The sequence below is a fragment of the Natrinema sp. HArc-T2 genome, assembly GCF_041821085.1.
In the GTDB taxonomy this organism is placed as follows: domain Archaea; phylum Halobacteriota; class Halobacteria; order Halobacteriales; family Natrialbaceae; genus Natrinema.
The window spans coordinates 65,029-79,257 of the sequence record NZ_JBGUAZ010000009.1 but is presented as its reverse complement, the minus strand read 5'-3'; the positions used below and the strand labels follow the sequence as shown (position 1 = coordinate 79,257).

9 protein-coding genes and 1 pseudogene are annotated in these 14,229 nt (G+C 54.8%); 2 read left to right on the top strand and 8 right to left on the bottom strand.

What is annotated here, in order from left to right:
* Positions 1 to 4 precede the first annotated feature (4 nt).
* From ACERI1_RS16950 to ACERI1_RS16925, 6 genes are all read right to left on the bottom strand, one after another.
* Entirely contained in the window at positions 5 to 1,213 is a 1,209-nt protein-coding gene (locus ACERI1_RS16950) for a hypothetical protein (protein WP_373619642.1), read from the bottom strand.
* Positions 1,214 to 2,083: a hypothetical protein gene (locus tag ACERI1_RS16945; RefSeq protein WP_373619641.1), complete on the bottom strand. Its 870-nt coding sequence runs from the start codon at positions 2,081 to 2,083 to the stop codon at positions 1,214 to 1,216. It lies immediately after the preceding gene.
* The gene (locus ACERI1_RS16940) at positions 2,083 to 3,840 is read right to left on the bottom strand and encodes a hypothetical protein (RefSeq protein ID WP_373619640.1); all 1,758 of its coding nucleotides are present in this window, start codon (positions 3,838 to 3,840) and stop codon (positions 2,083 to 2,085) included. Before ACERI1_RS16940 ends, ACERI1_RS16945 begins: the two co-directional genes overlap by 1 nt.
* Positions 3,841 to 3,871: 31 nt before the next feature.
* Complete coding sequence (locus tag ACERI1_RS16935; protein ID WP_373619639.1) at positions 3,872 to 4,327, bottom strand: pilin; 456 nt, start codon at positions 4,325 to 4,327, stop codon at positions 3,872 to 3,874.
* 831 nt (positions 4,328 to 5,158) lie between these two features.
* A complete protein-coding gene (locus ACERI1_RS16930) occupies positions 5,159 to 6,193 on the bottom strand; it encodes a PAS domain S-box protein (RefSeq protein WP_373619638.1) in 1,035 nt (344 codons plus the stop codon).
* A gap of 307 nt (positions 6,194 to 6,500) precedes the next feature.
* Positions 6,501 to 6,713 carry a hypothetical protein gene (locus ACERI1_RS16925; RefSeq protein ID WP_373619637.1) on the bottom strand — a complete coding sequence of 71 codons (213 nt, stop codon included), beginning with the start codon at positions 6,711 to 6,713 and terminating at the stop codon, positions 6,501 to 6,503.
* A 335-nt stretch (positions 6,714 to 7,048) separates the two neighbouring features.
* Here ACERI1_RS16925 and ACERI1_RS16920 point away from each other — a divergent pair, with 335 nt between their 5' ends.
* Both ACERI1_RS16920 and ACERI1_RS16915 read left to right on the top strand, forming a co-directional pair.
* The gene (locus ACERI1_RS16920; protein ID WP_373619636.1) at positions 7,049 to 10,417 is read left to right on the top strand and encodes a PAS domain S-box protein; all 3,369 of its coding nucleotides are present in this window, start codon (positions 7,049 to 7,051) and stop codon (positions 10,415 to 10,417) included.
* Positions 10,418 to 11,055: 638 nt separating this feature from the next.
* A pseudogene (locus ACERI1_RS16915) lies at positions 11,056 to 12,306 on the top strand (RNA-guided endonuclease InsQ/TnpB family protein).
* A 58-nt stretch (positions 12,307 to 12,364) separates the two neighbouring features.
* Here the strand turns inward: ACERI1_RS16915 and ACERI1_RS16910 are convergent.
* Both ACERI1_RS16910 and ACERI1_RS16905 read right to left on the bottom strand, forming a co-directional pair.
* Positions 12,365 to 12,574 carry a hypothetical protein gene (locus tag ACERI1_RS16910; protein ID WP_373619635.1) on the bottom strand — a complete coding sequence of 70 codons (210 nt, stop codon included), beginning with the start codon at positions 12,572 to 12,574 and terminating at the stop codon, positions 12,365 to 12,367.
* Positions 12,571 to 14,121 (bottom strand): TrkH family potassium uptake protein, encoded by a 1,551-nt coding sequence (locus tag ACERI1_RS16905; RefSeq protein ID WP_373619634.1) that lies wholly within the window; start codon positions 14,119 to 14,121, stop codon positions 12,571 to 12,573. The genes ACERI1_RS16910 and ACERI1_RS16905 overlap by 4 nt, the downstream gene beginning before the upstream one ends.
* Positions 14,122 to 14,229: the final 108 nt, after the last annotated feature.

The window sequence follows — 14,229 nt, the reverse complement described above, 5'->3', positions numbered from 1 at the left end:
GAATTCACCACCTCGAGACCTTCTCTTTCGTGTTTTTGAGCCCACGCTTCGCTCGAGTCGACGCCTTCTGTGTAGCTTTGCGAGTATCATCAGCTGCCTTATCGCGCATTCGTCCTGTCTTCGACTTCCGCAAGTTGTTGTAGCGACCAGCGTGATCCTTCGTTGAGCGTGCCGAAGAACCAAGCTTGTACGCTTTCGAATCGCCGCTCTCGAGTGTCGTCTGGCCGCTTTTCGTGACGGCACCAACCTGGTTCTCTGCGTATCCACGGTGGACGTTTCGGGCACCACGGACCGCTTTTCCAGAGGTGTGCTTTGCCTTTGCAGCGCCAGCTTTGGCCGCTGCAGGATTCGTCGTAGATGCTCCTTTCTGGGCGATCGTTCGCATCGCAGGGCTACTCCAGTAGACCGTCATGACCATCGCAATAACCGCTGCAGGGATCAGCGTTAATCCAATAAGCAAGGAGAACAGCCCGTCAACGGTGGTTTCGAGGCCACCAACTTCCCATCCGATCCGAAAGAGAATCGCTGCTGGTACCCCAGAAATCACTAATCCAGGATAAATTCCCGCGACTCGACGTGCCATGTTTGCCGCTGGACTGAACGGCCACACCTCCATCGACCAAAGGACACCCAGTAACGGCATAAGTGGAGTTAACACGGAAAGAGCAATCCAGCGGAGAGCAACAACGAATCCAGCAACGATCAAGAAGAAGTTCGATATGACGACCATTGCCAGAATAGTGAACGTACCCCCGAGAGAAGATTGAATAAGGCCGCCGAGACCTGCAGACATATCATCTATCGGAGCGATCGTCATACCCACCGCATCAATGAACTGCAGTGGAATAGACACCAGCGGAAACCATACGAAAGTACCTATGAATACAAGCCCAAGTCGTCGCAGGAGCTGTTTTCGGCGGTACTCGCTCATTGAGCCTGCTCGGAGGCCGACAAACGCAAAGGCGATAACCATCATCATGATTGCTAGCGGCATGATGTACGCCAGATACACCTCCTGATACAGACTCGCCCATGGCGGATTATCTGGAGTTCCGACAACCATATACCCCGAATCCGATTTTGGGGTTGGAACGCCGACTATAGGTTCCAGTATTGTTGTGTAAACATCATTTACAAGACTCAGGAGTGCATCGGTGAGGTCTTCAATGACGTTCTTAATCGCATTCTCAACCTCTTCTTGCAACCATGCCATTCAATCCTCACCCCCACTGGAGAGTGGTGCATCTGGTTCGTCTTCCACAATCGAAAGTTCACATGACTGAGATCCGCCATACCTAATTTGCTGAGAATAGGACGGATCATTTCCCACCTGCACAACAGCTGTTACGACCATCGGTTCTGTCCCCAATTGTCCACAGTCAAGTGATCCAAGCGCGTTCTCAGTTCGATAGACTGGTCGTTTTGAGTAGACGGTTGTTTCTCCCGGTGGGAGACGTGTCTCGTGATAGTACGACTGCGATTCCTTAGATTGTAATCGGGCAACAGGTGCTCCTTCCCATTTGAGTTCGGTAAGTAACGATGGAATCGTCCCTGTATTCTCGATCACAACCGCTGCATACGTCTCCCAATTGGGCGAATTCTTGTCCCACTCCATGTCGGGATTCTCCGCTGCCCACAGCACATCCGTAATCACACACTCTGCCTCGAGCGTGATTGTCGTCGTGTCGATCTGCTCATCTCCATCGAGAGCAATCAGTTCGTAGTCCCCAGTGGGGACACTGTCCTCGTAGCGACCGAGAATTTCGAATGATGTCGTGGTCTCACCGGTCGCGAGACGCTGTTGATCGAACAACTCGCCGTTCGGATCGATGAGGTTGATGACCTCTACTGACGCATCATCAGCAACCTCGATCTCGAGATTTGCGTCACCCATCTCGACAGAAGTGAAGACATCACTACCTTCTGCACTAATCCCGTTGCCATCCGCACTGTTACTGGTGTTCGATGGGTCTGTGGATGTACCCGACGTACAGCCAGCAAGAGCGGCCGTACTCACACCAAGGGTAGCAAGGACTGTTCGGCGATCGATACTGTTGTTGTCTGTATTGGTGTTCTCTGTCATTAATAGTCTCGTAGTCCAAGGACCGCACCGCCAGTCAGGTAGTCAAAGCCGTAGACAGCTAGAGCAGCCGGGAGGAACCAGAGCAGCGTCACGAGGAACAACTGGACAAGCTTCTGGAACTCGGGATAGTTCGGAGGTACTGTCGTCCGATCCTCCGCTGCTGAGTACAGCTGATCGGCATGCCACCAGTCTGCTGGAACGTATTGGCCAGTGATGAGCGACGACGGTCGCTTCTCAAGTTCGAAGACGGCCATTCCGCTCGCGTTCAGCGCAGCCGATTGGCTGTCGATTTCGACTTGCCCAGTTGTAACTGGATCGCCGGTCGTCGTCTCCGTGACTGTGGCCTGAACGAGCGTCCCCGACGAGTTCGTCTCGAGAACCGTCAACTCGAGAGTTGTGTCACGAACGGTTCCGTTGTCCGTGATCGAAATCGTCTCTGACTGGCCTCGAACGATCCCGTGAACGGTTACCTCGTCAAAGGTCGCTGCTGGAAGTGTCTCTGATCGGACGGCGATCGACGTCGCATTCGTATAGTTGCCAACCGTCGGAATGGCGATCTCACCGGGAAGAGACGGGCCAGCGTGTTCGCTCCCCCACGCCTCTTCGATCACTAACGGCGGCTCGGCATCCTCCGTTGCCTTGCTCGGCATATCTGGCCGTTTCTGCGTGGGGATCGCGTGGAGCTGTGCCGGACGAACAGACGAGTTCGTCCGAGTCGTCTCCGTGTCCGTCCGAGACACCATCGTCTGCCAGCCGTCGACTCCCGCCGAATAGAACCACCAGTTTCCACGGAGACGCGCGTCACTGCCAACATCGATTGCTGACCACCGAGTTCCCGGGTGAATAACAGCGCCGGTGTGAGTTGTCTCGTTTTCGAACGTAACGCGCTTGCCGCCTCTGTCGTTGATCTGTGTGACAACGGCGTGGCGTGAATCAGTCGCTGTTACTTGTTCGGTTGGATAGTCGACCTCTGTTTCCCATGACCCTTCACAGGATCCGATCGTGCTATTGTAATCCGTGCACGTCCGGGTTTCATGGCGAAGACGAGCAGTAATTGTGGCTTCGACAGTCAGATTCTGCGCTCCCGACAGTCCCCGATACTCAAGCGTGGAGCGATGGCCACGATCGGCGTCGAGTACCCAGCTCTCTGTCTGTAGGATAACCGAGTCAATAGCACTCTCAGCAATCGACCAGTGATGGCGAACCGAGCCGCTCGTGTCATCGTCTGGGACACGGACTCGGTAATCGGCTATAGTGAGGACCTCACCATCTGGCGTGATGTACCGCGTCGACGTGTTCCCCGAGTGCAGCACTGTCGACGGCTGGACTGCCGCGATACTCGCGTGCGCATCCCGAATATAGAGCCCATCCTCAAGATGTGCCCCTTCAGGATGGACAGAGGTTTTCTCGCCACCAGGGTCAAAGTCCTGGATATCACCGCTGTTCCACCTCTCGACATCTTCGATCGGTTTCTCGAACGGGACATCTGTCGACCCTGCAAGCCGGGCCGAAAACTCCAGTTCAGAGGGAATGGTGTCCTCGAATTCGTCGCTCGAGCGGTTTTGCTGATCGAGGTCTTCTGACCATAACAGTGGGAACCGTGTCTCGTTCACGCCGTAATCTGGCCCATCAGCAGGAATCGCTGTGTTCGAACTCGAGTTCGATTCGGTAACAGCGACACCGGCAGCCGGGAACACAGCGCCTCCGCTTGCGACGAGAAGCGTGAGGGCGGCGACGATCGCACGTGACGCAGTCATTAGGATTCAATCAACCGAAAGCTCTAGTGGATCAGAATGGCTTGACACAATCTGAGAAGCCGAATCCCATCTGACTGCCAACCTTGTCAATCAGTTCGGGCGAGATCAGCGCGAGGACGATGATCCCGAACCCGATACCCGACATCACGAGCTGCTCTTTGGCCTGATTCTTCTTTTCTGGATTCCCACCAGCGCGCATGTACGAGAGGCCAGCTCGACCGACGTAGAATCCCGTTGCAGGAAGACCGAGACCAGCAACAGCGCCGAAGACGATGCCAATACCAGTCTCAACACCGGTTCCACAGTAGACGTCACCCACACTCGATTGGGCAGCGACCGATCCGGAAGCAAGGGCAATGAAGGTCAGCCACACAGCAAGTGAGGTTGCTGCTGGCGCGACTCGTCTGCACGCCTCTCGGAACTTGGTCGGCAAATCGGAGTATTCAGATGATGGTTCTGATGAATTACGTGAGGAGTTGATACTCATTAGTGGAGTAATCTGCAGGAATGTTCGAACAGCACTTCGAGAGTCACACGATCAAGATCCGCTTCAGATTGCTCACTCAGCTTATCGCGAGGGCTACGAGAACGAGTCTCGTCGAACGGCGACTTCTCGGTCAGTGCGCCTTGGAAACTGATAGGCACGTATGGTCCGGGTTGTGAGAGGACTGACACTTCGTCAGTCAATTTGACTGACCCATTCATAATGTTGGAATTATACACCATTTATCACATTTGGGCTGTAAGTTCATAGAATACCCATTGTATATGGTGTATAAAAGTTTTTTCTAGAGATTATTAACAGGAATTAGTATCCCCAGTGAGATTCATAGATATTTATAGATCCGATTCGATTAACTTACAGAAGTTGATGAACATCATGATATGAATTCTCGTGTCTCGTACTCTTACGTGATAGAGACAGTTCCTCATGCACCATCCGACGGCTATCATCCCGAACTCATCCGGACAGACTGAGAACTACTCACTGTCAAGTTCATAGAAAAGCCGGCCAGAGGCCAGCATGAGGTTCTCGAAGGCCGGATGGTACTCGAAAGCCAAAGATCGGAGACGAAACCAGTTGTGGATCTTGTGGAACGTGCCGATCTCGGCTGGCGCGGACAAGTGTTCCCCCTGACTTGTGATCGAGGAAGGGTCAACGGTACAGGGGCGTAGGTTGACCCGCCTTGTCCACGCTACCTAAAATCGGTCTTGCAGGAATATCAACTTGTTTCCCAACTGTGCAAGAGTGACGGGCTACTTTCCCTTGAGAAGGAGTAGCTAGATTAGAAGTCGATTTTCTGGCTAGAAAAGAAGGCTATGATTCAGCTGTTGGAAGCGAAATCTGAACGATATTGCCTCGGGGTGAGTTCGCCTCAAAGGAGAGGTCCCCACCAAGTGAATTTACAGCCCACTGCATCACCCAAAGTCCAACGCCAGAGCCATGGTACGTACTGCTGATTTCCGTCTCGTCGTCCAACACGTCAGTCTCAATCTCGGGGATAGACGGTCCATTGTCTGCGATTCGAACGATCCCTTGGTTGGTCTCGGGATCGTCAGTTACCAGTATCGTCACTTCTGGCGTTTCCTGATCGTTATGCCTCACTGCATTATCGATCGCATGCTCGATCGCATGCTTGAGTCCTGTATTCCCAACGACCCAGACATCAGTCGGTGCCTCAATCAGCAAATCAACTGCGGGATAGTTTGACTGGACCTCTGTCGCACACGTTTGAACTACAGTTCGAAGGTTCGTCACTTCTCGCTGTGTCGCCTCAGATTCAACGATGTGTTCAATTTCGGTGAGCGACTCGCTCAGTCGTCCGACCTCAGAAGCGATCTCTAAAACCGTCTCCAGTTCCTCCTCGAGTTGATCGTTCTCAATGGCGGTCTTGACCCGGTCTGCATATCCCATGAGAATGTTCATTTCATTCCGCAGATTATGACGAATAACTCGGTTCAAGAGCCGAAGAAGTTGCTCACGAGCCTTGTACTTCGTAATATCGTTTACTTCAGCACAGACGTAGACTTCCCCATCCAGTTGTGTTGGTGTAAGATGAACGCGTACCCATCGAGATTCCCCATTCGCGCGTTCGATTTGCCATTCGAAGATTTGAGGATTGCCACCAGCGGCAGCTTGGATTCGACGGATAGCGTCCGGTTCTGTGTATCCCTGTGAAGAGGCTGTGATATCCCCAACAGACATGCCCCGAAGTTCGCCTGCAGAATACCCATAGAGTTGCTCCAATCGATTGTTTACATCGAGAATCGTCCCTGTCCCTGGGTCGTGCAGTGTGACGCCGACATTCAGGCGGTCAACGATCAGAGGGAGAGATGGGTTCTTGTGTCCCATTATTTGATTACACATTATTGTAGGAAATTCTCCATAATAATAGTACGCCCAAATGTATTCCACAGAGGGCATCACTACGACGACCTATAGGCCATAATACAAAGCTTCGCCGTTCACGGGAGGGATACGCGCTGTCACCAACTCTTCGCTAATGGTGGAGCGTGTGGGTCACCTGATACTGGCGCGTTCGAATGCCAGAAAGGGGCGTTGTGGAATTAGTGGCCCGAAAGCACTTGTTCAATAGACTGCCCTGTTGGGTGATAGTCACGGCTGCGACTCACTGCCGACAGGCCATGACGTCGACTGCTCAATTAAAGCCTGTAGGAGGCACTGCGTGGACGTCGGTGCGGCTTGGACACGACTCGATACGAGTTCGCTCGGCATCGTATTCAATGATACCGAACTGGCTCAGCATGGGAAGATGAATGTGATGCAGTGTCACCGCCACGTGCGTGACGATTTCATCGTCAGCCGGATCAAGATCGCGTTCTCGCGCGGCGATCCCCGACGCCAGTTCCATCAGGTCGACCGGCTCAGTTTGTCCCATAAGAATATCAAGTGTCTGCCGGCGTCGGTCGGCTGCAAACAATCGATACCGCTCGCTCTCGGGACGACCCTCCAAATTGGAGTGCGTCTCCGAAGAGTCGTATATGGGCTGGGACATAGTCCTTTACAGTGACCCAGCATGCGTAAGCATATACTAGATGTGATTAGGTAATTCTCCCAAACAAGTCGTGGTTCGGCGCTTACTGCGATGGCCTGCTCGAGATGAGCAAGCAGCAGGAAGCGTCCGTACACACTGGATCTCTTCCGCCGGCGGATGATTTATTTGCTCGAATCGTTCTAGAGCGTGCAATGACAGGTTCCGCGTTAACCGAGAGTCTCCGGGAAACGCTTGCGTGCTTCGATGGCACCGGGGAACCGCGGACGACCACCGAGGTGGCGGACCAGCTCGACCTCGGCCGCCGGAGTACCTACGGCCGGCTCGAGCGGCTCGTCGAGCACGATCGACTCAAAACCAAAAAGGTCGGTGCGAGTGCCCGTGTCTGGTGGCGACCCTCGTCAATGGCCGATCAATCGATTAGTGATGGAGAACCACCGGCCAGTACCGAGCTCCCGGTCGACGACGTGCTCGACGACGCCGAAATCGGGCTGTTTGTTATCGACGCAGATCTCGAGGTAGCGCAGCTCAACAAGACAGCCGAGCGGTACTTTGGCCTCGAACGTGAGCGTGTACTCGGCCAGGACAAGCGAGACCTCGTCACGGAGCAGCTTGCCTCGGTCGTCGCGGACGGGACGTCGTTTACTGACACCGTGCTAGCGGCTTACGAGGATAATACGCACATTGAACAGTTCGAGTGTCGCGTCACAGCGAGTGAGAACCGCGAGGCACGGTGGCTCGAGCACCAGAGCAAACCGATCGAGTCTGGTACGTACGCCGGCGGGCGCATCGAACTCTACTACGACATCACCGACCAGAAGCGCTCGGAGCGAGCCCGCCATACGGAACGAACCCTTCTCGAGCGTGTCCTCGAGACCAGCCCGATAGGAATCGGCATCTTTGACGCTGACGGCGACATACGCCGCGTGAATCAGCGCTTCACCGAGTACCTCGGGCTGACCGGAGACGATCCGACGACGTACGTGCTCGGGGACGTGCCTCTGTACGACGAGAACGGCGAGGAAATTCCGTACGAAGAGCGACCAGCAGCGCGGGTACTCGCGACCGGCGAGTCAATCGACGGTCAGCATATACAGGTCGACAGTTGCGACGGTCAGACACGATGGCTCTCCGTAAACGCCGAACCGCTCGACGACGGTGTCATCGTCACGACAGCCGAAATCACCCAACTCAAAGAGCAGGCACAGCGACTCGAGCGTCAGCACAACGACCTCGAGGCCGAACTCGAAGCGGTGTTCGAGCGGATCGACGACGCGTTCTACGCGCTCGACGACGACCTCCGATTTACCTACGTCAATGACCGTGCCGAAACATTGCTGGGACACTCCGAGTCAGAACTACTGGGCAGGAACATCTGGCAGGCGCTGTCCGTCCCCGACGATGACCCGCTCCGTGACCGATACGAGACGGCGCTAGCTACCCAGACCGCGACGAGTTTTGAACGCTACTCTGAGCCGCTCGACATCTGGGAGATCGTGAGGGTGCACCCCTCAGAGTCCGGCCTTTCAGTGTATTTCACCGACATTACCGATCAAAAGGAGCACGAACGCGAACTCGAGGAGTCGGAGCGTCGCTACCGAACGCTTGTCGAGAACATCCCGAATGGCATGGTCGCCCTCTTCGATGACGATCTCGAGTACACGCTTGCCGGCGGGCAGCTCATCGAACAGTGCGATGTCGATGTAACCGACCTTATCGGAGCGCCAGTGGGGACGTTGGTGGAAGAATCGACGGCTCGCGAACAAATCAAATCCAACTATCGGAGCACGATCGCTGGCGAAACGGCAGCGTTCGAGATAGAGCGAAACGGCCGTGAGCTGTGGATGCAGACAGCCCCTGTGACCGACGACGGCGGTGACGTGTTCGGAGGCATGGTGATCGGCCAGGATATCACCGAGCGCAAGCGAAAAGAGCGCCAGCTCCGCGAACGTGAGGCTATCCTCGAGCGAACGACGGAGCTGCTCGAACACTCACAGCAATTGGCGAGCGTGGGTGCCTGGGAACTCGACCTGACTGACGACCCTCCTGACTTGCAATGGACCGACGAGGTCTACCGGATCTTCGAGCGCTCGCCCGATCAGGGAGTTGATCTCGAATGGGTACTCAACCATCTGCCACCGGAGGACCGGGACCACCTCGACGAGGCTCTCGGCCGTGCGATCGAGGACGGTGAAGCCTACGATATCGAAAACCGGATTATCACGGCCGATGGTGACCAGCGATGGATCCGAAGTATCGGTGAGCCCGTTCGAGACGACGGCGGGATCGTCGCACTCCGCGGTGCAGCACAGGACATCACCGAGCGCAAAGAGTACGAACAGGTCCTTGAGCGTCAGCGCGAGCAACTCGCCGCACTCAATAACCTCAACGACGTCGTCCGCAGCATCACCGACGAAGTCATCGATCAGTCTACACGCGCGGAGATCGAACAAGTCGTCTGCGAACGTCTCGCCGAGGCGGAGTCGTATCTGTTCGCCTGGATCGGTAATGTCGATGTCTCTTCACAGACCGTGACCATGCGAGCGGAAGCCGGCGTCGAGGGCTATCTCGATGGGATCACAATCTCTGCCGATCCGGACGACGAGCGCAGTCAAGGGCCCACAGGTCGGGCGATCCTTGAGCGCGAGATCCAGACGACGCAGGATATCGAGGCCGATAGTAGACACGACCCCTGGCGCGACCATATCAAACAGTACGGCTTTCGCTCGTCGGCGGCAGTCCCGATCATCTACGAGGACACTGTCTATGGAGTGTTGAATGTCTATGCCGACCGACCAAATGCGTTCGAGGATAAGGAACAGACTGTCATCAGCCAACTGGGCGAGGTGATCGGCCACGCGATCGCCGCCACTGAGCGCAAGCGAGCGTTGATGAGTGACGATGTCGTCGAACTCCAGTTTCGCATTCGTGATATCTTCGACGTCACTGAAAGCGATGCCCCAGCCGACGGCTCGATCAAAATTGACCATACAGTTCCCGTCGAGAACGACGAATTCCTCGTCTACGGGACAGTCACTGGAGACGCTATTGAGAGTTTGGACGGACTCGTCGATGCACTCCCCCACTGGACTTCTGTCACCTACCGGACTGACAACGGAGTGACAAATTTTGAGCTTCGACTCTCCAAAGCACCGATACTGTCGACGCTTGCCTCACTCGGTGGCGCCGTTAAGAGTGCCGTCATCGATGACGATGGCTATCAGATGACGCTTCACCTCGCGCCAGGCGCGGATATCCGGCAAGTCATCGATGCCGTCCAGACGACCTATCCGACCGCAGAGCTGCTGAAACACAGTCAGACCACGCGTCCAGACACCACCGCTGAACGTGTCCGTCACGTACTGACAGACGAACTCACCGACCGCCAGCGAGCAGCCCTCGATGCCGCTTATCACGCGGGCTTTTTCGAGTGGCCTCGCGATGCCTCCGGTGAAGAGGTCGCCGACTCGCTCGAGATTGCGCCGGCGACGTTCCATCAACACCTCCGCCGAGCACAGAAGGAAGTCTTCGAATCGTTGCTCTCGGGACCGACTGCTGCCTGACTGAAACTTTAAAATGGGCCTCTGCTGCTGTGTCTCACTCGAGAGCAGACGTGAAATACGTTTGTTTCGGCCGTAATTAATTGAGAATGAATATTGCCGGCACCTTTTCTTCTGAACAACTCCGAAACGGAATGTAAAGGCGTTAGAGGATTCTGCGATAGTCACAACAAGAGCATGCGAGGCGGTCGTTGACTACGGCGACCCATCCTTCCTCGAAATGCGTGCACGGGTGAATCCCTTTGCCCCGATCAGATTCTGCCATACCCCAAGTGAATTAGATGTAGTCGAAGGTGTCATAGAAATCTTCCCACGGTGTTTATTACACCCACGTCGATGGTGAATTAGCCGATGGATAGGTATGCGCATTGATCACCCAAAGACTATATCACCATCTTTCACGATAATTATTAACCCTACTTCGTCACACAAGGACAATCAACGATGACTATTGAGGAGGGGAAACAGCGAGCAGCAGCCGTGTGTGACAACTGTGGCGCTATCTCTGAACAGCGAGAGAATCCCACCGTTTACGGTGGGCGTGAATCGCGTCACTGGATTACACAAGCCACCGTCGGTGGCAGACTGGATATTCTACGATAATCCACACCATTAAATTGGTTTATCTACATAGCCTATGTGTGGCGATTCAGGTTACTCGTACCTACGTTGGTTCCATCCAGAACCAGCGGCAGGTCTGCGGTGACCTCGATTCGCTCGGCGATTCCGTCTCGAAACTCTGGAACGTTGCACGCTGGACAGCCGATCGCATCTGGGATGAAACCGGTGAAATCCCCGATGAAGGAACGTTGAAAGCGTACATGAAGAACCAACCGTGTTGGAAAGACCTGAACGCACAATCCAGTCAGAAAGTCATCGAAGAACTTTCCGACGCTTTCCAGTCATGGTTCGATCTACGACAGAACAACGAGACGGCGAATCCGCCCGGCTACCGCAAACACGGTGACGAACGACCGCGCAGTACGGTCACGTTTAAAACAGACGGCTTCAAACACGATCCCGAGAACAACCGTGTCCGACTCTCGAAAGGGTCGAACCTGAAAGAGAATTGGTCGGACTTCATCCTCTGTGAGTACCAGACTCGGCCAGATGTCAATCTCTCAGAAGTCGCCCGAGTGCAGAACGTTCGCGCCGTCTGGAACGGTGACGAGTGGGAACTACACTTCGTCTGCAAAGTCGACCGCGAAACCAACGACTCCGCAGGCGACGGGGTAGCAGGCATCGACCTCGGCATCACGAATCTCGCCACGGTCGCATTCCCCAACGAATACGTCCTGTACCCCGGCAACTCGCTCAAACAGGACAAGCATTACTTCACCCGGGCCGAGTACGACACCGAAGGTGAGAACGGCCCGTCAGAGAAGTCGATGTGGGCGCGTCGGAAACTCGCAGACCGCGAGACGCATTTTTACCACGTTCTCACGGACACCATCATCACTGAATGTGTCGAACGCGGTGTTGGAACGCTCGCAGTGAGTTGGCCCGAAGACGTTCGAGAGTCCGACTAGGGGAAGACGGGGAACAAGAAGTTGCACTCGTGGGCGTTTGACCGCATCTACCAGTACCTCGCATACAAAGGCGAGATTCGTGGCGTCGAGGTGCTGAAGGAGAACGAGTGGGATACCAGTAAGACCTGCTCACGCTGTGGCGATGCGACGAAGTCGAACCGTGTCGAACGTGGCCTGTATGTCTGTGAGTCGTGTGAGTTGGTAGCCAACGCGGACTGTAACGGAGCGGAAAACATGCGCCAGAAGATAACTCCGAGTCCTCACGGTGAGGATAGGAGTAACGGCTGTGTGGCACAGCCATCGGTACACCTGTTCGACCGCGAGAGCGGGACGTTTCAGACGAGAGAACAGGTCGTATCGTAGACCAGTAAATATCCCACCCGCAGTACGGGAAGCCGCGCCGTTTACGGCGCGGAGGATGTCACGCTCCTTTGTGTATGCCTTGATACAAGACATACCCGACGAAACTTGAGAGATATGCGACTGCGATAGCGGTCGTAAGCACCGATCGTCCGACGATGGCGATAAGTGCAATGATGACTGGACCAAGCAATAATAGCGAATCAAAGACCTGGTCCTCAGCACCGCCCTCAAGAGGATCGCCGACAAACGGGAGGTCACCGATTTTCATCGGTATAACCCTCCACGATCCAAAACTGTCCGCAGTGTAACGAGGACGGGAATGATCTCGAGACGGCCAATCCACATGTTGAATAGGAACATAATCTTGCCGAGCGTCGGCAGCGACTCAGGCCCGGTGATACCTGCAGAGAGGCCGACGTTGCCCTGTGCACTGGCGACTTCAAAGATGACGTTTTCAAGAGCGTACTCGTTCTGTGGAAGAATCACTAGAAGAATGAAAGTACTGACAGCGAGGAAGACAAACCAGAGGAAGCCGATGATTGCCGCCTCTTCGAATTCTTGGCGTACCTCTCGTTCGTTGAGACGGCGACCGTTGATTTGCAACCGGCGAACGGCTGTCTCAGGATAAAAAACCTCCGCGATACGGAAGCGGATCCCTTTGAGGAGAGTGAGCGACCGAATTAGCTTGATCCCTCCAGCTGTCGACCCGGCTGCACCACCGACGATCATCCCAAAGACCACCGTGAGCTGGGCGTGAGCTGGCCACCGACCAAGTGCGACATTAGTCGTATCGGTAGCAGTCTGAAAGCCGGCGCAAGTCGCTGCCGAAACGAACTGAAAGGAACCGTAGCGAAACGCAGTAAAGAGAGTCTCATACGTCTCAGTGGCATAGACGAATGCGGTGAGGACGAGTGTACCAGCACTCATATAAATAAATACCCACCTCGTCTGGAGATCTGTATAGAAGTTTCGGAGGTCGCCTTGCAGAATGAGGTAGTGGACTGGGAAGGCGATACTTCCAAGCAACATGATTGGCAGAAGTGCAAAGTCAATAGCAGCGCTATCGTAGGTGGCGATCGAGTTGTCGGTAATCGAGAATCCTCCAGTCGAAAGTCCCGTCATCGCGTGGTTGATCGCACCCCAGAGCGGCATGCCGACAACCCAGAGTAGAAGAATTGAGGCAAACGTGAACAAAAGAAATATCCACCAGATTGTCTGGACGGTCGAAACAATGCTCGGGTGAATCCGCTCGGACCGAGCTTCACTCTCGTAAAGCGTCAATGAACCACTCCCAGGACGTGAAAGAATCGCCGTAGTGAGAACGATCACGCCGACACCGCCAACCCACTCAATGAATGACCGCCACCACTGCAACGTTCGCGGCAAGACTTCTTCGTTGTCGGTCATTGTTAGCCCAGTGCCAGTAAACCCACTCATACTCTCGAAGATGGCGTTAAGCGGATTGGTGAAGGCCGAGAGGGTCTCTGTCTGAGACGGTGTCTCAATGACTGGCAATCCGATCTCAACGGTCCACGCGATGAGAAGGAACGGGACCGATCCGAAGAGCGCGACGCAGAACCAGCCCGTCGCGGCGATGATCATCCCATGTAGCTTGCTGGGTTGGGCAGCCCCCTGAAACCGTGTTGTTAGGATATAGCCGATGAGGAACGGTAACAGTCCAGAAACGAATAACGCTGGCATCGCCCAATACTCGCCCCAAACCAGTGGAACGAGCAGCGAAATAAGCAGGAGACCAGCCAACGCCTGAAAGATCCGCCCTAGATCTCGGCCAATCGTTTCGGCCGCCTTATTCATATATCGCTCACTGCCTGGTCGCGGTTGATATACACGTCGAAAACTGAGATGTGTCCAAACCTAGTCTTATCGCAGTCGGTGCCGACAGCTACAGGTTCGCAACCGATC